The following is a 19,998-nucleotide window of genomic DNA, read 5'->3' on the forward strand; positions in this document are numbered from 1 at the left end:
AAACCATTATAGTAATAATTAACTTTAGCATGGTAAAGCAGTGAAGTATATTTTACTCATGGAAGGCGGTAGAAGATATCTTGTATTCTGAAATTCTTGGAAACGAACATGAAAAGCATGAAAAGATCATCGGCATATTAGGAAAACGATTCACTACATATGGCTATAAACGCATTAAAACATCCGCATTTGAACAATATGATCTGTATTCCAATGTACGTACCTCAATTAATCAAAATGAAATGATCAAAGTAATTGACTATACCGGTGAAGTACTCGTTTTACGACCGGACGTTACGATACCATTGACACAGCAACTCGTTCAGTTGCATGATAATTTACCTGAAGAAATGCGTTATTATTATGTGCAGGAAGTCTTTAGACAGACATTCCAGGAAAGTGAACGAATCGGTAAAACGCAGGCAGGGGTCGAGTTCTATTGCAAGAGTTCACCGGCATCGGATGCTGAAACGATCATGCTTGCATGTCACGCATTACGAGACGTAGGTTTTACAGATGTGAAAATTGAAATTGGTTATGCAGGATTCTTCAATGAATTGATCGCGGATTCCAATATCACAGCAGAACAAACAGCTGAACTCAAGACGTTGATTCAAGCAAAAAACGTCGTAGAAATAGGTCCATTCCTACAGCGGTTGTCAATTGATCCTTCCGTTAAAGAAGTACTCGAGCAATTACCTCTATTATACGGTGCACCTGAAGTAGTGTTTGAAAAACTACAAAACTTACAGGTTAGTGAATCGGCGCAAGAGGCAATCAACTATTTACAAAAAACGTGCGATATCGTCGAATTATATGGATTGAAGAAGCATATCGTCATCGATCTTGGCTTGATCAATCATATGGGGTATTACTCAGGCATCATTTTCCAAGGCTATGTAGAGAATTTTGGCAAGCCGGTATTAATGGGTGGACGCTATGATGCATTAAGTGAAGAGTTTGGCATGAAATTACCGGCAATTGGTTTTGCATGTGAAATCGAATCATTAGTCAAAGCTTCATCCAATAAAGGTCAGAAGGAACGATATAGCATCGACGTGACTGTATTATATGAAGAAAGCCGTATTAAATACGCAATCGATATAACGAATGAGTTAAGAGAGCGTGACTATCGTGTCATTTCTAAATCTATAATTGATGCAAAACACCAGTCAGACAGTCTCTACACGATTCAATTAACAGAACAGCAAAATAAACTAGTAGATCAAGAAGAGACAAAAGAGTTCATCGATTTCAAACAATTGCTTGATTTTATCGCAAGCAAGAAAGGGGTACCTGAATGGATTATCTAACAGTGGCGATGGCAAAAGGACGAACGGCAGAACGTGCGATGAAGTTTCTTGAGAAATCAGATGTACATTTTTCAGAATTCACTGATGAAAGTCGGAAGCTCGTCATTTATGACGACAAGCAAAAGATTAAACTCATTTTTGTCAAAGCAGTAGACGTTCCAGTGTACGTTGAAAAAGGCGCAGCTGACGTAGGGATTGTTGGAAAAGATGTCATGATGGAAGATCCACGTGATGTCTATGAATTACTGGATTTAGGAATTGGACGTTGTAAGCTTGCGGTAGCGGGATATCCCGATACACCAATTGAAAACATACCATTTCTAACAGTTGCTTCAAAATATCCATTAGTTGCGAAAGAGTTTTTCGACAAAAAAGGTATTCGTACTGAAATGATCAAATTAAATGGATCGATTGAACTCGCACCATTGATTGGCATGTCAGATGTCATTGTCGATATTGTCGAAACGGGTACAACATTAAAAGAAAATGGCCTCGTTGTCTTGCAGGAGATGGCGGATGTCAGTGCACGATTAATAGTCAACAAGGCAAGTTATGCTACGAAAACTGAAGATATCCAGCAATTCATCAAAGACATGAAGGAAGGTTTGGAGGTGCGTTCATGAAGATCATTCGTGGGGCTGAATTCATAGAAGAACTACTAGAACGAGATGACTCTAATCAAACGGATTTGGAGTTTGATCGCAATGTCTTATCCATCATTGACAAAGTTCGTTCTGAAGGCGACGAAGCATTACTGGATTTCACTGAACGTTTTGACGGAGTGAAGCTTGACCGCTTGATCGTCACAGAAGAAGAAATCACTGAAGCAGAACAAGCAGTTACAGAAGATTTCTACCGCGCATTGCGTGCAGCAAAAGAGCGAATCACGACTTATCACGAAGCACAAAAAGAGCAATCATGGTTTTTAAATCCGAATGAAGGCATCATGCTCGGTCAGAAAGTAACACCAATCGACAGTGTTGGATTGTACGTCCCGGGCGGAAAAGCCGCCTATCCGTCGACGGTCTTAATGAATGCATTACCGGCTAAAATTGCGGGAGTCGGACGAATTTCCATGGTGACACCCCCACAACGTGACGGCAAGATTAATCCTCACGTTTTAGTAGCAGCGAAAGAAGCGGGAGTCGATCGAATTTTTAAAGTAGGTGGAGCACAAGCAATAGCTGCCCTAGCGTACGGAACAGAGACAATTGAAAAGGTCGTCAAAATCACTGGACCTGGAAATGCATACGTTGCGAGAGCGAAAAAGTGGGTGTTCGGTGATGTAGCAATCGATATGATTGCTGGACCAAGTGAAATTTGTGTCGTAGCCGATGCCAATACAAATCCTGTTTATGCAGCAGCAGATTTACTATCTCAAGCAGAGCACGATGAGCGTGCGGCGGCAGTATGTATCACGACGAGCGAAGCATTTGCGACCGAGCTTTCCAAGGAAGTTGAACGTCAGCTAGCTGAACTCGACCGCAAGGAAATTGCAGCACAATCTATAGAACACTTTGGACGTATCATTGTAGTCGATTCACTACAAGAAGCATTTGATACGGTGAACCGTTTAGCACCAGAACATTTGGAGCTAATGATCGATCATCCTATGGAGCACTTGGCTGCTATACGAAACGCTGGAGCTATTTTCCTAGGCCAGCACTCCCCTGAAGCATTGGGTGATTATATGGCTGGACCAAATCACACATTACCGACGAGTGGAACAGCAGCGTTTTCTTCTCCATTAGGCGTATATGATTTCATGAAAAAGTCGAGTATTATCTACTATTCCGAGAACGCTTTGTTAGAAGTGGCAGATGACATCATTACATTAGCAAATGCCGAACAATTAACAGGACATGCTAACTCGATTAACGTACGAAAGGCAGGATACGAATGCGAAAACAACAATTAACACGTAAGACAGGCGAAACATCTATTGAAATGGAATTTTCGTTAGACGGTACGGGAAAGACGAATATCAACACGGGTGTGGGATTTTTCGACCATATGCTGACGGCATTCGCAAAACACGGACGCTTTGATTTATCCGTAACATGTGATGGCGATATTGAAGTGGACCAACACCATTCCGTAGAAGACGTTGGTATTGTTCTAGGCCAATTATTCAACCAATGCATCGGCACAAAAGAAGGAATAGAACGCTTTGCGTTAGTTTCCACACCAATGGACGAAGCACTATCCACAGCATCTATCGACATCAGTGGCCGTTCATTCCTTGTATTTAACGTAGACGGAATGAAAGACAAAGTAGGGGAATTCGACACAGAACTAGTCGAAGAATTCTTCCTAGCATTTACAAACAACGCCAAAATCACATTACACATCAACTTGAACTACGGAAAAAATACACACCACATTATAGAATCCGTATTCAAAAGCTTCGGCCGCGCCCTTCGCGTAGCCAGCACAATCAACCCAGACGTAAAAGGCATACCTTCTACTAAAGGGTCATTGTAATTAAAGTTTTCGGTTTTGATTCTTGAAAAATATACTGTGTATAAGAATATACTAGTTGATCGGAACGGAGGGCGGCGACTCCCGCGGGATAAGCATGAGTCTTGAGACCCCGCAGCGAAGCGAGGAGGCTCAAGCCATGCCCGCAGGAAAGCGTCCGCCCGCAGTGCAGATCAACGGCGCCAATGCTTTTTTTATGCTTATTTCATTTATTAGGAGGACTAGTTGATGATTTTATTCCCAGCAATCGACATAAGAGATGGCAAATGTGTACGCCTCATTCAAGGTGACTACGCACAAGAAATAATCTATAACGACTCACCAACAAACATGGCACAAGAGTGGCAGAACCAAGGAGCCGAATACATCCATGTCGTAGACTTAGACGGCGCAAAAACAGGAAACTCCGCCAACAAAAAAGCCATCGAAGCCATCGCAAAAGCAGTCAGTATCCCTGTTCAAGTAGGCGGCGGAATTCGCAATATGGACATTGTCGACTCACATATCGAAAACGGCGTTGCACGTGTCATTATCGGCACGGCAGCTATCCAAGATCCTGAATTCTTGAAAAAGGCCGTTGAAAAGTACGGTGACAAAATTGCTGTCTCCATCGACGCACGTAACGGCTTAGTCGCAACAGACGGTTGGACGGAAACAAGTGACGTCAAAGCAGTTGATTTATTACAGGACTTGGCGGAGATAGGCGTCAGAACAGTTGTCTATACAGATATTATGAAAGATGGCATGCTTCAGGGACCAAACTTTGAAGAACTGAAAATTATGGATGATGCATCTTCAATCGATATTATCGCATCAGGTGGTGTATCTACAGAAGAGGACATTAAGAAACTCGCAGCTGAAGACATGTACGGTGCTATTATCGGGAAAGCATTATACGAAGGCAATTTATCCTTAAAAAAACTATTGGAGGACGACAGTCATGTCAACAACTAAAAAGATCATTCCGTGTTTGGACGTAGATAATCGTAAAGTTGTAAAAGGAAAGAAATTTTTAGACGTTCAGGAAGTGGCAGATCCTCTTACATTAGCAAAAAAGTATGTTGCAGACGGCGCTGATGAACTTGTATTCTATGACATTTCTGCATCGACGAAAAACCGTGGTATGTTCCTTGATTTAATTGAGGAAATTGCAAAAGAAGTGCCGATCCCATTCATCGTAGGCGGGGGAATTCGTACGCTTGAAGATGTGGACAAAGTATTTGAACTTGGTGGTAATAAAATATCTATCAATAGTGCAGCTTTGACGAATCCGGAACTAATCAAAGAAGTAGCGGATAAGTACGGATCGAAGCGTGTGATGTTATCGATGGATGTTCGTCAAGAAGGCGAAAACAAGTGGTCCGTTTATGCAAAAGGCGGTATGGAAGAAACAGGGATCGATGCAATTGAATGGGCGAAGAAAATGGAAGCACTTGGCGCTGGTGAGCTGGTCGTCAATAGCGTGGACCAAGATGGAGTCAAAGACGGGTATGATCTAGCACTCAACCGGGCTATGGCTGAAGCTGTTACTATTCCAATCATCGCAAGTGGTGGTGCTGGAAAACCTGAACACTTTAAAGATGTACTTACAGAAGGGCAAGCAGATGCAGCCCTAGCCGCATCCGTATTCCACTTCAATGAAATCAATATTCGAGACTTGAAAAATTACTTAGCAGAAGAAAATATCGCAGTTAGGAATGACTAAAATGACACTAGACATCCATGCATTAAAATTTGACGACAAAGGTCTAATCCCAACGATTGTACAAGACGATCGCACAGGGGAAGTCCTAATGCTTGCTTATATGAACAAGGATTCAATTGAAAAGACTATAGAAACAAATGAAACTTGGTTTTATAGTCGTTCGAGACAGGAACTTTGGAATAAAGGCGCAACATCCGGAAATACACAGCAAGTGCAACGTATTTCTGTAGATTGCGATCAAGATACCTTACTGATCCAAGTTACTCCACAAGGTCCTGCTTGTCACACGGGCGAAAAAACATGCTTCTTCACAACAGCAATGGAAAAAGAAGAATCATTACGTGAAGTCGTCTATGAGGTAATTGACGAAATCGCAGATCGCAAAGCCAATCCGATAGACGGCTCGTATACGACGTATTTATTCAATGAAGGTATCGACAAAGTGTTGAAAAAAGTCGGAGAGGAATCTACGGAAGTCGTAATCGGCGCAAAAAATGCAGATAAAGAAGAAGTATCCAATGAAATTGCAGATCTGGTCTACCATACACTTGTATTGATGAATATTCTTGACGTTGATCTAACGGATGTTCAACAAGTGTTACGTGAAAGAAGACCGAAAAAGGAAGTGCCACGCAATGAGTAGATTTCTGAGCACAGTTGCACGCCGTACAGAACCTTATGTTCCGGGTGAGCAGTTGAATCAGCCAGATATCATAAAATTAAATACGAATGAAAACCCGTATCCACCAAGCCCAAAAGTATTAGAGGCGATTCAAGAGGAGTTAAACGGCAACACATTGCAACGCTATCCTTCACCAACAGTAGATCCTTTACGTCACGCGATAGCGGAGACATATGGACTGACAAAAGACCATGTCTTTGTAGGTAATGGCTCTGACGAAGTACTGGCATTTTCATTCATGGCATTTTTCGAGCCAGGAAAACCAATTAGGTTTCCGGAAATTAGCTATAGTTTTTATCCGGTCTATTCCAAGCTATTTAATATATCATTCGAAAAAGTTCCATTAAATGCTGATTTCACATTACCCAAAAAGCAGTTCTATAATTCACCAGGCGGCGTCATTCTACCAAACCCCAATGCGCCGACAAGTATTTATGCTGGGTTGGATGTAATCGAAGATATTTTGCAAAACAATCAAGATCAAGTAGTCATTATTGATGAAGCATATATTGATTTTGCAGGTCCGTCTGCGATGAAACTGATTGATCGTTATCCAAATTTACTTGTGATTCAAACCACATCTAAATCTCGTGCACTAGCAGGATTGCGTGTCGGATTCGCACTTGGACAACCCGAATTGATAGCAGGATTGACGCGAATTAAAGATTCCTTCAACTCATACACAATTGATCGCTTAGCTATGGCGGGGGCTACCGCTGCATTTGTTGATCATGCATACTTTTCGGAAAGTACAAATAAAATCATTCGCACACGTGAATCTACAGTCCATACTTTAAAAGAGTTAGGCTTTGAAGTTCTCCCATCCGATGCAAACTTCGTCTTTGTTAAGCCTTTACACAATGACGCAAAAGTATTGTATCAACAATTAAAAGATCGTGGAATTTTAGTCCGTCACTTCGACCAAGCGGATATTCGTGATTATTTACGTATTTCGATCGGTACAGACGATCAGATGAATACACTGTTTGAAGTGCTTAAGCAACTTACTAGATGAATAAATTGATCAAAAGCCATTCGATACTGAATGGCTTTTTCTTGTCGTAAATGTATAGAAAGATGCATAGATGGTTGCTATAGTAGCTTTTGCGACAATATATGACAAATAAAAGATGTATATGTATACAAATACATGTATTTTTAATATTTTCTATTGTATTTTTATACATGTTGACTTATAATAATAAAAAGAAGCTTGATTGGAGAGATAAATTTATGAAAACTAAAAATATAATCATTATTGGTGCGGCAGGAAGAGACTTCCACAATTTTAATACATACTACCGTGGTAAAGAAGAATACAATGTCGTGGCATTTACAGCTACGCAAATCCCGGATATCGATGGACGTAAATATCCAACTGAATTAGCTGGTGAATTGTATCCTGAAGGAATTCCTATTTATTCACAAGATCAGCTACCTGAGTTGATCAAAGAACTAGAAGTAGATGAATGTGTTTTCTCATATAGTGACTTAAGCTACGAAAAGGTTATGGGAATTGGTGCAATTGTGAACTCGGCAGGTGCTAATTTTACACTCCTTGGATCAAAAGCAACGATGATTAAAAGTAATAAACCAGTTATTTCTGTTTGTGCGGTTAGAACGGGAACAGGGAAGAGCCAAACATCCCGTAAAATTATTGAAACATTGCTTGAGCATGATTTGAAAGTAGTAGCTGTTCGTCATCCAATGCCTTATGGCGACTTGGCTGAACAACGTGTGCAGCGTTATGCAACGGTAGAAGATTTCAAAAAACATAAATGTACGATTGAAGAAATGGAAGAATATGAGCCGCACGTTGACCGTGGAAATATCATCTATGCAGGCGTAGATTACCAGGATATTCTGAATGCTGCTGAAAATGATCCAGACGGCTGTGACGTAATCCTTTGGGATGGCGGGAACAATGACTTTTCATTCTACGAGCCAGACTTGGCGATCACAGTTCTCGATCCACACCGTCCAGGCCATGAATTGAAATACTACCCAGGTGAAGTATGCTTGCGTACAACAGATGTGTCCATTATCAACAAAATTGATAGTGCATCGGAAGAAGCAATTCAAACGGTTGAAAACAATATTAAATTTGCAGCACCAAACAGTACAATTATTAAAGCGGAATCAAAGATTTCTGTTGATAATCCTGAAATCATCAAAGGCAAGCGCGTGCTAATTGTTGAAGATGGTCCGACATTGACTCACGGTGAAATGAAGCTTGGTGCAGGTGTAATTGCAGCACAGCGTCTTGGTGCAGCTGAAATTGTTGACCCGCGTCCATTTGCAGTAGGAAGCTTAATCACAACTTTTGATAAGTATCAGCACATCGAAAATATTTTACCAGCAATGGGCTACGGTGAAGAACAGTTAAAAGATTTGGAAGCGACGATCAATGCAGCTGATGTAGATGCAGTCATTATTGGTACACCTATGGATCTGTCACGAGTCATTAATATAAACAAGCCATGCACACGTGTCTATTATGATTTGGATGAAATCGGAACCCCAAATCTTGAAACAGTACTAACAGACTTCATCAAAAAACATAAACTTACTACGACAAATGTGTAAGAAAAGATAGCTTATCGAGCACTTGCACCGGATGGAAATTCGGTTGCAGGTGCTTTTTTCTGCTATACTACGAATAGGACAGTAAGGGGGTAGGAACTTGTTTAATTCAAAAATTATTGATCTTGTCATTGGCGTGGTGATGGCATATTTTGCATATGATCGAATCGCTACAGGACATACCGGTATGGGGATCTTTTTTGTCGTACTCGCAGCATTGAACCTATTATCATTTTTCATGAAGCTTAGAACGGACAAAGACGTTCAGCAAAAATGATTATAAATCTAATCAGTTGTTCCTTTTACTGCAAACTTGTAGTATAATAATAAGATTGCAATTTTGAAATGAGGCTAGAAATCACATGAAAAAATCCATATATGGTTTGACAATTGAACAATTGACAAACTTCTTCATAGAAAACGGACAACAGAAATTCCGAGCAGCCCAAGTATGGGACTGGCTCTACAAGAAACGTGTACTTTCCTTTGATGAAATGAAAAACATCAATCAAGAAGCGCGAGACTTGTTGGATGAGAATTTCTCGATCCAAACACTCGAACAAAATGTCAAGCAAGTCTCACAAGACGGTACAGTGAAGTTTCTCTTTAAAATGGAAGATGGCAACTTGATTGAAACGGTTTTAATGAAATTCCCTTATGGCTATTCTGTGTGTGTGACGACACAGGTAGGCTGTAATATCGGATGCAGTTTCTGCGCAAGTGGTTTATTGCGTAAAAATCGTGATTTAAATGCTGGGGAAATTGTTGGTCAAATCATGAAAGTTCAAGAGCATCTGGACGGCAAAGGTGAAGACGAGCGTGTCAGTCATATCGTTGTCATGGGAATCGGCGAACCATTCGATAACTATGCGAATTTGATGAATTTCTTGCATATTGTCAACGATCAAAAAGGTCTCTCTATTGGTGCGCGTCATATCACCGTTTCCACAAGTGGTTTGACTGAGAAAATTAAAGACTTTGCGGATGAAAACATTCAGATTAATTTAGCTGTTTCATTACACGCACCTAATAATGAGTTACGCTCATCTATCATGAAAATTAACAAAGCATTCCCGATAGAGAAACTAATGGATTCCATTAACTATTATTTAGAAACTACTAATCGTCGAATCACATTCGAATACATTTTACTGCGCGATGTAAATGATCATGTGAAAGAGGCGGAAGAACTAGGCAGGCTGTTGGCTGATAAACGTCACTTGTCGTATGTCAATTTGATTCCTTATAATCCGGTAGACGAGCACGGTCAGTATCAACGCAGTGAACCCGAGGCCATTAAATCGTTTTACGAAGCACTTAAACGTAAAGGCATCAATTGTGGAGTACGTCTTGAGAACGGTACGGATATCGATGCAGCATGTGGTCAATTGAGAAGTAAACAAATCAAGAAAGTAAAAAAACAACCGGTCGGAGATTAATTCTCCGACCGGTTTTTAGTTTTTGCGAGCTAATTTTACAATAAACTGTACAATAATGGAGATTGCTAGTCCGAAAGATGAAATAATGAACAAAGATAAAATTCCGATTGCTTCTGAGTATTCATTATCCATCATCAGGAAGCTGCGGAACATTTCGGCAAATGCTAGAACGAGAACGACCATGAACATTTTAAATGCAATGGATAGCTCATAGAATAGTAAGAGGGAGCTGACAATGCCGACTATGAGACCGAACACTGCAAACGTCAAATAATTATTGACGACTAGATCATGTCCAAGTACTGTCCGTACGCCTAAAATGAGTAGAACAAATGAAATCAATGCAGTAAAAAAACCGGCTTTCCAATAACGAGGATCCAACACGTACACCTGCTTTCCTATCCTAGTATAGCGGATTCGACGAAATACGTCACGCCCTCCGACTATTATTTCATACGTTTTAAATCAGCCAATAATTCTTCTTTATAAGATTCATTTGAGAAATTATATTCCTTCATCATATAGCCTTCTGAATCCATTAGATAAAAATTTGTGCCATGGACAACTTGAGTGGAAGATTCATGTTTCAGCACAAAAGTCTGGAACTCTTCACGTGCAAATGCTTCAAATTCTAGTTGTGTGTAGCCTGTCAGCAAATGCCAGTTGGATTCATCATCCGTGAAGTTTGCGATATAGTCTTTCAATACTGCAGGTGTATCGGTATTAGGGTCGACAGAAAACGAAATGAAGTTCATTTCGATGTTCCGATCTTTCAATTCAGCTTGTAGCTCCGCCATCTCACTCGTTAATGTCGGACATACTGTTGTACAATTCGTGAAGATAAAGTCTGCAATCCAGGGCAAACCAGAAAGTTCCTTGGAATTAAATGGTTGATTATGTTGATCCGTAAAGGTGAATTCACGAACTTGTTTCCCACGCTCAAGTGGTTCACTGCAACCACTGACGAATACTATGAGCATCAACATAAAAGGAATCAAACGTTTCAACTGCTTTCACTCCTTTCGTATTTGCTCAGGCAATTCGATCACCACAATAGTTTCTGTTGTTTCATTGGAAATCGTGAATGTTCCTTCGTGTAACCTTATAATTTCTTTGACGATCGAAAGGCCAAGTCCAGTACCGCCTGTCGTGCGAGTTCGTGCTTTATCGGTACGGAAAAAACGTTCTCCGATATGATCTATGTCTTCATCCCCGATTGTCACGCCGTCATTTGCGATGCGGTATTGTACACCGTGTTTACTGGCCGTAAGATGAATAGAAATGGATTGCGCAGCATATTTTACTGCATTATCAATCGTATTATAAAAAACTTGTTGCAATCGTTTAGGATCTCCTTCTAAAATCAATTCCTCATCAATTGATGTGCGCAACTGAATATCTTTTTCCTCTAACCGAATTACGAATAATTCCAATGTATCTAACAGTAATTGCGCTATCGCAATTGGTTCGTTTACTAATGAATAAACATCCTGCTCTAAATGATTTAGCTCGACTAAATCATGTATGAGCTTTTTCAGGCGTTCAGTTTCTTTCTCGATGGTTGATAAGTATTGTTTTACATCATCAGGAGACGAATCAATTTTATCGCGCGAAAGTTGCGCATAGCCGCTAATATACGTCAAAGGTGTCCTAAGCTCATGTACAATATTTGACGTGAAATCTTTCTTGCGCTGATCTTGTTCTTCAAGAGAACGACTCATTGAATCAAATGCAGTCGAAAGCTTACCTATTTCATCTGTCCGTACCGTATTGAGTCGATTGGAATAATCACCTTTAGATACTTCTTCCGAATAGATCTGCAATGTTTGCAGTGGCTCGAACAACGAACGCCATACACGTTGCAAAATCAAAAATAGAATAAGAAAGAAAATACTGCCTACAAGTACCATGAGCGGAAGACTATCATGGAACACATCTTGGATTGCGGCGAGCGGAACATAAATATAAATAAAACCGATTAGTCCATTTTCTCCTTTAATAGGAAAAATTCCACCGAAGATTTCCCGTTTTAGTTCATCCACATAGCCTTCTTTCATAACAGGCTTACCCGTTTCTAGTATCTTCTCGTCGTTTTCATTGATCAGTGATTGATAATTGATCTGATAAGGGAAATGGGACGTTAAATCATCCAGACGGTCTACAACGATGATTTCATACTCGGAGACAATGTTATACCATTGAATCTTTTCAATGATCGAATCACTTAGCTCGCCGTAATGATAATGAGAAGCCGTTCGATTTCCTTGATACATGATGGACTCTTTAATCTGTTCTTTATATAAATCCGTATACAAGTAATGAATGAAGAAGAATGAAAATAAAATGGTGCAAATGATGCTGCCCAAAAACACAATCAACATCTTTTTGCTTAGATTCAAATTATTCATTCAGGGTCCTCTAACTTGTAGCCGATTCCCCATACTGTTTCAATCATTTTACCTGCATCCCCTAGTTTTAGACGAAGAGTCTTGATATGTGTATCGATTGTACGCTCACTGCTCTGGTGATCATCGCCCCAGACCAATTCAAGTAATTGTTCACGGGAGTATGCGCGCCCTTTATGTTTGACTAGCAACAATAGCAAGCCAAATTCCTTCAAAGTTAGACTTAAGGCTTCTCCATTAAGCTGTGCGGTATACGAGTCCTCATTGATAGTAAGTGGACCTGCATGTAATACGAGTGGGGCGGGATTGTGGCGGTATGTTCTGCGTAAGACCGCTTCGATCCGCGCCACAAGTTCTCCTGGTAAGAAGGGCTTGACGATATAATCATCACCACCAAGCTTCAACCCTTGTACTTTATCCCATTCTTCGCCTCGTGCAGATAGGAAAATCAAAGGAATCGAAGAAGTGCGTTTCATCTCCTCTGCAAATGTGAACCCATCCATATAAGGCATCATCACATCGACTATGCATAAATCTATAGTATGTTGCTTAACGGCCGACAAAGCCTGCAAACCGTCACTGGCTTCTATTACGGTATATCCCGCATCTTCGAGAATGACACGAATTAAATCCCGCATTTGCGGTTCATCATCAATGATCAATAATTGGTAACCCAATTCAATACGCCTCATTTCATAAAATCTCTGCACGCTAATTTTCCGGAAAACATGTGAAATCCACATGAAGTTTCAAAAAGTTGTCGAAACTTCATTGAAATTTCGTAATCATATTTTATAATCATAACAGCTAAACGAATAGATAGGAGAATGAAAAGATGAAACGTTTTGGAATGTTTGTCATGAGTACGGCAATGATTGGTATTCTTGCTGGTTGTGGTCAAGATGAAGAGGTACCGACGGAAGCTGTTTTACCTGAACCAATTGAAGTAGAACTTACAGTACCTGAACAAGGAAATGTCAATGAACCGGTATTCATTACTACACACGTTACACAAGGTGAAGAAAATGTAGATGATGCATCAGAAGTGGAGTATGAAATCTGGGAAGAAGGCAAGAAAGAAGACAGTATTCACGTAGAATCAACCCATGATAAAGACGGTATTTATTCAGCAGAAAATACATTTGAGACAGATGGTATGTATCATGTACAGGTTCATGTTACTGCGCGGGGGATGCATGTCATGCCAAAAAAGCAAATCCAAATCGGAGATGCGAGTCATCAATCGGATGAACATGAAAGTGCACAAGACGATCAACATCATGAACATGGCGATGGAGTGGAAGGATTATCTCTTCATTTCATGCAACCTGAGTCAGCAAAAGCAGCGACAGATACAGTGTTGATGACACATGCACAGCTTGACGGTGAAGCATTAAAGGCACAAGTCCGCTATGAAATCATCTCGGCAGATAAAGAAACCACATGGGTAGATACGGATGAAGCGAAACCGGGTGAATATACAGCCAACTATCAATTTCCTAAAGCGGGCAGCTATCAAGTGATTATCCACATTGAAAATGAAGAGATACACGAGCACGAAGAACATACTGTAGAAGTAAAATAAATATCATCCCTCGTCACTCCGGTGGGGAGGGCATTTTATTGGGAAGCAAAAGCTGTAATTCATTGATGAAAAAGGGTACACTAGTATACGTGAAAGATTAACCAACAAAGAGGAGTGTTAGCATGACAAACTATCCAGAGAAAACATGTTCCATCGAAAGACTTGTAACAATTCCAGAAGATGTACAAAAAGTACTTAACGGTGAAAAATGGGCGACTAGACGTAATGGTGTGTATGCATACCCTGGCGAAATTATGACGTTAGAAGGCAAAGAGTACAAAATTGAGAAATTGTATGAACAAACACTCGGTGAACTAACGGATGAAGATGCCAAATCTGAAGGTCATGAAACAGTTGAAGAATATAAACAGGTGATGTTGTCGATCCACGACAAAATGCCTTGGCTTCCTAAAATGAAAGTTTGGGTGCACGAATATAGCCCAGCTCAGAAATAATCTCTTAAATGAACTATTATTACGGAGCGATTGTCTATGCGCACGTAGTATCGGCTGTAATTTCAGTAGGCCCATTATTTCTCCTACTGCCATTAATACGTCGGCTACGTACTGCTAAAGCAGAAGCGGAAGACATCTATCTTGCGTTTATCCGGATCATTATACGACTCGTTATGCACTCAGGCCATGTGCTTGTTGTGACCGGTATCTTATTAATTTTATTTGGTCCATGGCCATGGAACACCTCGTGGGTTATTCTCACAATAGGCGTCATGTTGCTGTCCGGATTCTTCTTGGCAACTGGTTTCTCCTCTGTATTGAAAAGATTCCATGAACCAAGCATTGATAGGGAAGCAGTGGTCAATAAGTTGCAACGCACTGCCTGGATCTATATTGGACTGCTGATGGTGATGCTTTGGCTGATGGTACAAAAACCGGCAGTCTGGTAAAATTACATAGCGAGCAAAAAGATGTGTACATTGTTGCACATCTTTTTTATTGTAGGATTTGGTTTGACAGTAAAAATTACAGCGAATATGATGAAGATAGCAGTTTTTTGAAAGGAACGATTTGAAGATGAAAATGAAAGTACTCGGTCTACTGACGATCTTTGGGTTGCTATTGACGGCATGCAGTCCAACCGGTAGCAATGAAACAATAAAAATAGGCACGACGGCAGGAATTTATGCAAAAGTCATCGATCAGGCATTAAAACCGGCACTTGAAGAGCTAGGTTACACAGTTGAAATCGAATCGTACGTAGATTTAATCGAACCAAATAAAGCGTTGGCTGATGGCGAAATAGACGCCAACATCAACCAACAACAAATCAATCTTCAGCAGTTTAACGAACAATATGATTTGCCGATAGTGGCTTTAACGGAAGTTCCGAGTGTGGGTCTTGGCTTGTACTCCAACTCGTTGACATCGATGGACGATATACCAAATGGTTCATGGGTTACTATTCCGAATGATGAACTAGGCACGGCAAGAGCCCTACGTTTCCTTGAACAGCAGGGGTTAATTTCAATAGATCCAAAAGCACCAACTTATGCGGTTACAGAAAAACAAATTGAGAGTAATCCGAAAAACCTAAACATCCAGCCCATCTTGATTGCTCAGCTGATTCCATCTATGGCAAGCGGTGATTTGGCAATTATTCCAGACAATTATATTATGGTCAATGAAATGGAATTGGACGATGCTCTGGCGCACGAACAGCTAGATGAAGAGTTGCAATATATTGTTGCAGTTAGAGAAGAAGATCGTAAGAAGGATTTTGCACTTGCGATAAAAAAAGCAGTAGCATCGAAAACATTCCAAGAAGCTATTGATGAACATTTCCAAGGCTTCGGAAAATAAAAACCACGTATGGACTCAACTCGAGCCATACGTGGTTTTTTCGTCTAACTTATCTTTGTTGTCGCTTCAAAAAGTCTATATCTGGGTAATAGGCATCTTTTACGAGTAAGTTCGGCCCAAGACAACGCACAGCAGGACAGTGACAGCTAACGCTTTTCGCTAATGGATGCTGTTGCCAGTTATCGTATAGATCGGTTAAATGATCGGTTTGAATATTTCCAAGTGCCGGAACATCTCCGAAATCTGTCACGATCACATCTCCGGTAAACATATTGACATTCAACCGGGAACGACCATCTGGATCATTTCGTACAGTGACGTTTTCACTTGCTGCAAGTTTCGTAAATAATTCTTGATCTCTCGCGTCGTGACTGCAATTATAAAATGGCAATGTTCCAAATAGCATCCAAGTTTGCGGATCACGGTAGGACAGCAAATCGAGCATGGCGATACGTGTTTCGTCCAAAGTGAGCACATCCAATGACGAAGCGAAATCGCTAGGATACATGGGATGTATTTCATGGCGTCCACATTTCATTTCATGGACGATTTGTTCATGAATCGTCTGTAAATGAGGCAATGTTCGGCGATTCAGCATAGTTTCCGCTGACACCATTACACCCATTTCAGACAATGCTTGACTGTTTTCAATCATGCGTACGAATTGTGCTGCACGACGTTCACGTGGCGGTTTGCGTTCCATACGAGCGAATCCACCATCGATGAAATCATCGACCGTACCCCAGTTATGTGAAATATGCAGTACATCCAAATAGGGTGCAATTAATTCATAACGTTCTATAGGCATAGTAAGGTTTGAATTCACCTGCGTCTTAATCCCGCGCGCATGTGCATACTGCAATAGCGGTACGACATACTGCTCGACGGACTTCTTCGAAAACATCGGTTCGCCACCTGTTAAGCTAATCGTTCGCAAGTGGGGGATTTCATCCAATTTCTGCAACAGCAATTCGATGGGTAATGCTTGTGGATCTTTCGGTTGTAGCATATATCCAACGGCACAGTGTTCACAACGCATATTGCATAAGTATGTCGTCGTGAATTCTATACTTGATAGAACTTGTTTACCGTGCAACTCTACATCTTGATACGCTTCCCATGCATCTAGTAGACGGGAATGTGAAAGTACCATGTACGTAACTCCTTATACCAATTAATTTTTATCGCTAGCATATTCCGCCAAATCCTTCGCGTATTTACTCATCGAAGAAGTAGAAACATCGAATGCTTCCGCGATTTCTTTTAGTGTCATATCGAGTGGTTCAAAATAATTATTGTCTTGTCCATAACGGATTGCGCCCGCTGCAATCGCTAGTTTTTTACGTGCTTTTGGCTGCTTATCTACTAAGAAGTCTTCAAGCACTTCAAGCAATGCCTCCGATTCTCGGTCATGTTGCTGTAAAAAATCATCAGCCGACTCTATAACGCCTGCTTCAAATTCAGTAAACTCATCTCCGGTATAGCCGCTTTCACCAAGCGCTATCCAGAACTTCATGATGGATTCTTTTAGCGAAGGATTTTCAGTATCCGCAAGTGTTTTGGCAAATTGTTTGATTGCTTCCGAATGATCAGTCGGGAAGAAGATTAAACTGGAGACTGCTAGATAATTACCTTCAGACGTACCATCAGAAAGTATGAAGCAATAAAAGTGCACACCAACAGGAATAGGCTTATCGCTTTCTTTCCACAATTCAATCGTTTCATCACCAAGAATACTTGTAGCTGTTAAATAAGTATTCCCGACAGCAGTTACTTCACCGATAAATACACGCGGCTCTGACCATCTATCCAATAATTCTAGAATAGATGGTCGAATATGTTTTTTCTTCTGCTTTGCCACATAGTCGTCCCAAATATCTCTTCGTTTATGGAAGAAAAATTCGTCAAGCGCAATCGTTTCGATCATTTCTTGTGGTAAATAACTATTCAATGAAGATTTCCATGTATTAGCAAATTCCACGAACGCCGGTATATCTGGTCGCTGGGGATGAATATCATAAAATGTTTGCAATAAGTGCTCCATTTCATCTGTCAACAAATCCTCAACTGTCACCGCATCTTTTCGTTCGCAGCACTTTTTATATTTCTTTCCACTGCCACATGGGCATGGATCATTACGTCCAACCATTAAAACACTTCCCTTATTAAAATTACTACATATCTAAGTGTACCAAACGCGAGGCGAGTTCGCATGATATTTGTGTGTTGATTAAACGGCAGTGAAATCTTCACCTATTGTGTACTATATAACAGAACTGAAGAGTACTTAAATATGTGGGAGAAGGGATAGTATGCAGTATAAATTTTACTTTATATCTGGTGAAATATTGGATAAATAGGTTACTATTCTGTCTCTTCTTCCATATGCTATTTCGAGGTGACCTATGGAGCAGTCTATCTTGCTATTTTTATTGTATGCAGACATCTGTCTAATCACTGGCTTTTATATGTACATTAGAAAAGTGAGGAAATTGGTAGGTTTCCATTTAGGTATGAATATGAGCATGGTTATGGGCGGGATGGCCGCTTTGTTGTTTGGGATCATGCTTATCACACATTTGCCGTTTCACTTTACGTATATTACATTACTCTCGGCGATTATTGGAGGAGTAGTAGGAGCTTGGTTTGGTATGCTGATTGATTATCAGACGTTTGTGACTGGTTTGACGAATGGTCTGATTGTCGGGCTAATGGCACCGATGATTGGCACTGTTATAGAGATGCAAATGCTATTTATCTGGTTTCTACATGCATTCTTCATCGGTTGCTTAGGTATTTTATTCATTTCTATTAAAAGGGCGTGAAGGGGGTTATGCTACTTCTACTCTTGCTGTTCATGTGGTGTGTTGGTGAAATACTAGCCAACTATCGAATAGTAAAGAAGAAAGGATTGTTGTTTGACGACCGATTCACAAAAACAATTTGTATGGCGATTGCGTCCATCTCTTCTTTTTCCACAGCATTGTACTTAGAATTATTGTTGCCAGATATTCAAATGGCTACGTATTTATTGCCAATATTTCTTGGCGTGTGTATAGGTTGGCGATTCGGTTCACTTATTCAAGCACCTGCTTCATTAAATGGTCTTTATAACGGCGTGATAGGGGGAGTAATGGGCATGATGCTTGGTGCAGTGTTGAAAAATCCCGCGCTTTGCAATATCCCCCTTGATTCTAATTCATTGATTGAGAGTAATCTTTTTATCCTAACTATATTTATTGCCTTTTCCCATTCGTTGGTTTGTTTCTTCATCCGCTATTCGATGAGAGGGTGAAGATAGTTTGGGCATGAGAGGAGAAAAATAGTGAAAAAATCCATCATCCTATTAATGCTACCTATCGTTTTTTTGGTTTTATATGCGATGTGGTCGAAAGCGGTGGAACTACCCCAAATTGGAAAAGTAGCTGAATGGCCTTTTACAGAGGTGGGCGAGAACAAGACAAACTTCCAGGGGAAACCAAAGCTTGTCACATTTTTCTTCACAAAGTGTCCCGATGTTTGTCCCACTACTATGTTGGATCTGACAGCTTTGCAAGAGGTAATGGAAGATAGGGGAATCTCTCAGGATAAATACTTTATCATAGCTATCACCGTGGATCCTGAATATGATACGGAAGATAAAATAGTGCAATATAAAAAACTATTTAATATTGAAGACCCTAACTGGTTGTTTTTTAGGGGCACAGAAGAATCGACTAAAGCGTTTTCAAACTATCTGAATTTCTATTACGACAAAAATGAAGATGGATTCGTTACCCATTCAACTTCTATGTATATTGTCGACGATAAAGATTCGATACGAGCACAACATAATATGGCAACACGGAAAAATAAAGTAGCAATCGAAGAAATCGCTAATCATCTACAACAACTAATCAAATAGTTATAGCAGTACTTTTGAATTAGGGATAGGGAGGCGAACTTTATAAAGAAATCAAGTAGAAATCCTGAATTTTCCTCACCAACG

Annotated in this window: 24 protein-coding genes; 18 read left to right on the forward strand and 6 right to left on the reverse strand. The window is 40.3% G+C overall.

Translation table 11 applies throughout. The features are described from left to right. Window positions 1–80 precede the first annotated feature (80 nt). From hisZ to rlmN, 11 genes are all read left to right on the forward strand, one after another. Window positions 81–1,313, forward strand: a complete 1,233-nt coding sequence (gene hisZ / locus CSV60_RS09495) for an ATP phosphoribosyltransferase regulatory subunit (RefSeq protein ID WP_158233169.1) — start codon at window positions 81–83, stop codon at window positions 1,311–1,313. Next, window positions 1,301–1,936, forward strand: coding sequence for an ATP phosphoribosyltransferase (gene hisG / locus CSV60_RS09500; protein WP_099631444.1), 636 nt, complete (start codon window positions 1,301–1,303; stop codon window positions 1,934–1,936). The genes hisZ and hisG overlap by 13 nt, the downstream gene beginning before the upstream one ends. Further along, window positions 1,933–3,231, forward strand: a complete 1,299-nt coding sequence (hisD, locus tag CSV60_RS09505; protein WP_099636822.1) for a histidinol dehydrogenase — start codon at window positions 1,933–1,935, stop codon at window positions 3,229–3,231. Before hisG ends, hisD begins: the two co-directional genes overlap by 4 nt. Continuing rightward, entirely contained in the window at window positions 3,213–3,797 is a 585-nt protein-coding gene (gene hisB, locus CSV60_RS09510; RefSeq protein ID WP_099636823.1) for an imidazoleglycerol-phosphate dehydratase HisB, read from the forward strand. Before hisD ends, hisB begins: the two co-directional genes overlap by 19 nt. Before the next feature lie 225 nt (window positions 3,798–4,022). Then, window positions 4,023–4,748 carry a 1-(5-phosphoribosyl)-5-[(5-phosphoribosylamino)methylideneamino]imidazole-4-carboxamide isomerase gene (gene hisA, locus CSV60_RS09515; RefSeq protein WP_099631447.1) on the forward strand — a complete coding sequence of 242 codons (726 nt, stop codon included), beginning with the start codon at window positions 4,023–4,025 and terminating at the stop codon, window positions 4,746–4,748. Further along, window positions 4,735–5,499, forward strand: a complete 765-nt coding sequence (gene hisF / locus CSV60_RS09520; protein ID WP_099636824.1) for an imidazole glycerol phosphate synthase subunit HisF — start codon at window positions 4,735–4,737, stop codon at window positions 5,497–5,499. Before hisA ends, hisF begins: the two co-directional genes overlap by 14 nt. Next, window positions 5,492–6,142, forward strand: a complete 651-nt coding sequence (gene hisIE / locus CSV60_RS09525; protein WP_099636825.1) for a bifunctional phosphoribosyl-AMP cyclohydrolase/phosphoribosyl-ATP diphosphatase HisIE — start codon at window positions 5,492–5,494, stop codon at window positions 6,140–6,142. The genes hisF and hisIE overlap by 8 nt, the downstream gene beginning before the upstream one ends. Further along, complete coding sequence (gene hisC / locus CSV60_RS09530; protein ID WP_099636826.1) at window positions 6,135–7,196, forward strand: histidinol-phosphate transaminase; 1,062 nt, start codon at window positions 6,135–6,137, stop codon at window positions 7,194–7,196. Before hisIE ends, hisC begins: the two co-directional genes overlap by 8 nt. A gap of 218 nt (window positions 7,197–7,414) precedes the next feature. Next, window positions 7,415–8,767, forward strand: a complete 1,353-nt coding sequence (locus CSV60_RS09535) for a cyclic 2,3-diphosphoglycerate synthase (protein ID WP_099636827.1) — start codon at window positions 7,415–7,417, stop codon at window positions 8,765–8,767. 97 nt (window positions 8,768–8,864) lie between these two features. Continuing rightward, window positions 8,865–9,041, forward strand: coding sequence for a hypothetical protein (locus tag CSV60_RS15845; protein WP_158231552.1), 177 nt, complete (start codon window positions 8,865–8,867; stop codon window positions 9,039–9,041). Between the two features lie 85 nt (window positions 9,042–9,126). Next, complete coding sequence (rlmN, locus tag CSV60_RS09540; protein ID WP_099636828.1) at window positions 9,127–10,203, forward strand: dual-specificity RNA methyltransferase RlmN; 1,077 nt, start codon at window positions 9,127–9,129, stop codon at window positions 10,201–10,203. Window positions 10,204–10,218: 15 nt separating this feature from the next. Here rlmN and CSV60_RS09545 read toward each other — a convergent pair whose 3' ends face one another. The 4 genes from CSV60_RS09545 to CSV60_RS09560 form a co-directional block, all read right to left on the reverse strand. Then, window positions 10,219–10,584, reverse strand: coding sequence for a hypothetical protein (locus tag CSV60_RS09545; RefSeq protein WP_099695038.1), 366 nt, complete (start codon window positions 10,582–10,584; stop codon window positions 10,219–10,221). Between the two features lie 65 nt (window positions 10,585–10,649). Continuing rightward, a complete protein-coding gene (locus CSV60_RS09550; protein WP_099674325.1) occupies window positions 10,650–11,210 on the reverse strand; it encodes an SCO family protein in 561 nt (186 codons plus the stop codon). A gap of 6 nt (window positions 11,211–11,216) precedes the next feature. After that, window positions 11,217–12,611, reverse strand: a complete 1,395-nt coding sequence (locus tag CSV60_RS09555; RefSeq protein ID WP_099636830.1) for a sensor histidine kinase — start codon at window positions 12,609–12,611, stop codon at window positions 11,217–11,219. Next, window positions 12,608–13,285, reverse strand: coding sequence for a response regulator transcription factor (locus CSV60_RS09560; protein ID WP_369823614.1), 678 nt, complete (start codon window positions 13,283–13,285; stop codon window positions 12,608–12,610). Before CSV60_RS09560 ends, CSV60_RS09555 begins: the two co-directional genes overlap by 4 nt. Window positions 13,286–13,443: 158 nt before the next feature. On the opposite strand from CSV60_RS09560, the gene CSV60_RS09565 reads away from it, so the two are divergent. The 4 genes from CSV60_RS09565 (at window position 13,444) to CSV60_RS09580 (ending at window position 16,010) form a co-directional block, all read left to right on the forward strand. Further along, the gene (locus CSV60_RS09565; protein WP_099636832.1) at window positions 13,444–14,193 is read left to right on the forward strand and encodes a FixH family protein; all 750 of its coding nucleotides are present in this window, start codon (window positions 13,444–13,446) and stop codon (window positions 14,191–14,193) included. Between the two features lie 122 nt (window positions 14,194–14,315). Beyond that, window positions 14,316–14,648, forward strand: a complete 333-nt coding sequence (locus CSV60_RS09570; protein WP_099631458.1) for an ASCH domain-containing protein — start codon at window positions 14,316–14,318, stop codon at window positions 14,646–14,648. 8 nt (window positions 14,649–14,656) lie between these two features. Continuing rightward, window positions 14,657–15,097, forward strand: a complete 441-nt coding sequence (locus CSV60_RS09575) for a hypothetical protein (protein WP_099636833.1) — start codon at window positions 14,657–14,659, stop codon at window positions 15,095–15,097. Between the two features lie 127 nt (window positions 15,098–15,224). Beyond that, window positions 15,225–16,010, forward strand: coding sequence for a MetQ/NlpA family ABC transporter substrate-binding protein (locus CSV60_RS09580; protein ID WP_099636834.1), 786 nt, complete (start codon window positions 15,225–15,227; stop codon window positions 16,008–16,010). 49 nt (window positions 16,011–16,059) lie between these two features. On the opposite strand, the gene yfkAB is transcribed toward CSV60_RS09580, so the two are convergent. Together yfkAB and CSV60_RS09590 are read right to left on the reverse strand one after the other, a co-directional pair. Further along, window positions 16,060–17,163 (reverse strand): radical SAM/CxCxxxxC motif protein YfkAB, encoded by a 1,104-nt coding sequence (gene yfkAB / locus CSV60_RS09585; protein WP_099636835.1) that lies wholly within the window; start codon window positions 17,161–17,163, stop codon window positions 16,060–16,062. A 21-nt stretch (window positions 17,164–17,184) separates the two neighbouring features. Further along, window positions 17,185–18,159, reverse strand: coding sequence for an SEC-C metal-binding domain-containing protein (locus tag CSV60_RS09590; protein WP_099631462.1), 975 nt, complete (start codon window positions 18,157–18,159; stop codon window positions 17,185–17,187). A gap of 256 nt (window positions 18,160–18,415) precedes the next feature. On the opposite strand from CSV60_RS09590, the gene CSV60_RS09595 reads away from it, so the two are divergent. From CSV60_RS09595 to CSV60_RS09605, 3 genes are read left to right on the forward strand one after another with little or no spacing between them, the layout of a single operon-like run. Next, a complete protein-coding gene (locus CSV60_RS09595; RefSeq protein ID WP_099636836.1) occupies window positions 18,416–18,835 on the forward strand; it encodes a hypothetical protein in 420 nt (139 codons plus the stop codon). Between the two features lie 8 nt (window positions 18,836–18,843). Continuing rightward, window positions 18,844–19,305, forward strand: coding sequence for a hypothetical protein (locus CSV60_RS09600; RefSeq protein ID WP_099636837.1), 462 nt, complete (start codon window positions 18,844–18,846; stop codon window positions 19,303–19,305). A 30-nt stretch (window positions 19,306–19,335) separates the two neighbouring features. After that, window positions 19,336–19,914 (forward strand): SCO family protein, encoded by a 579-nt coding sequence (locus CSV60_RS09605; RefSeq protein WP_233189592.1) that lies wholly within the window; start codon window positions 19,336–19,338, stop codon window positions 19,912–19,914. Window positions 19,915–19,998 lie beyond the last annotated feature (84 nt).

The organism is Sporosarcina sp. P7, from assembly GCF_002743425.1.
Classification (GTDB): domain Bacteria; phylum Bacillota; class Bacilli; order Bacillales_A; family Planococcaceae; genus Sporosarcina.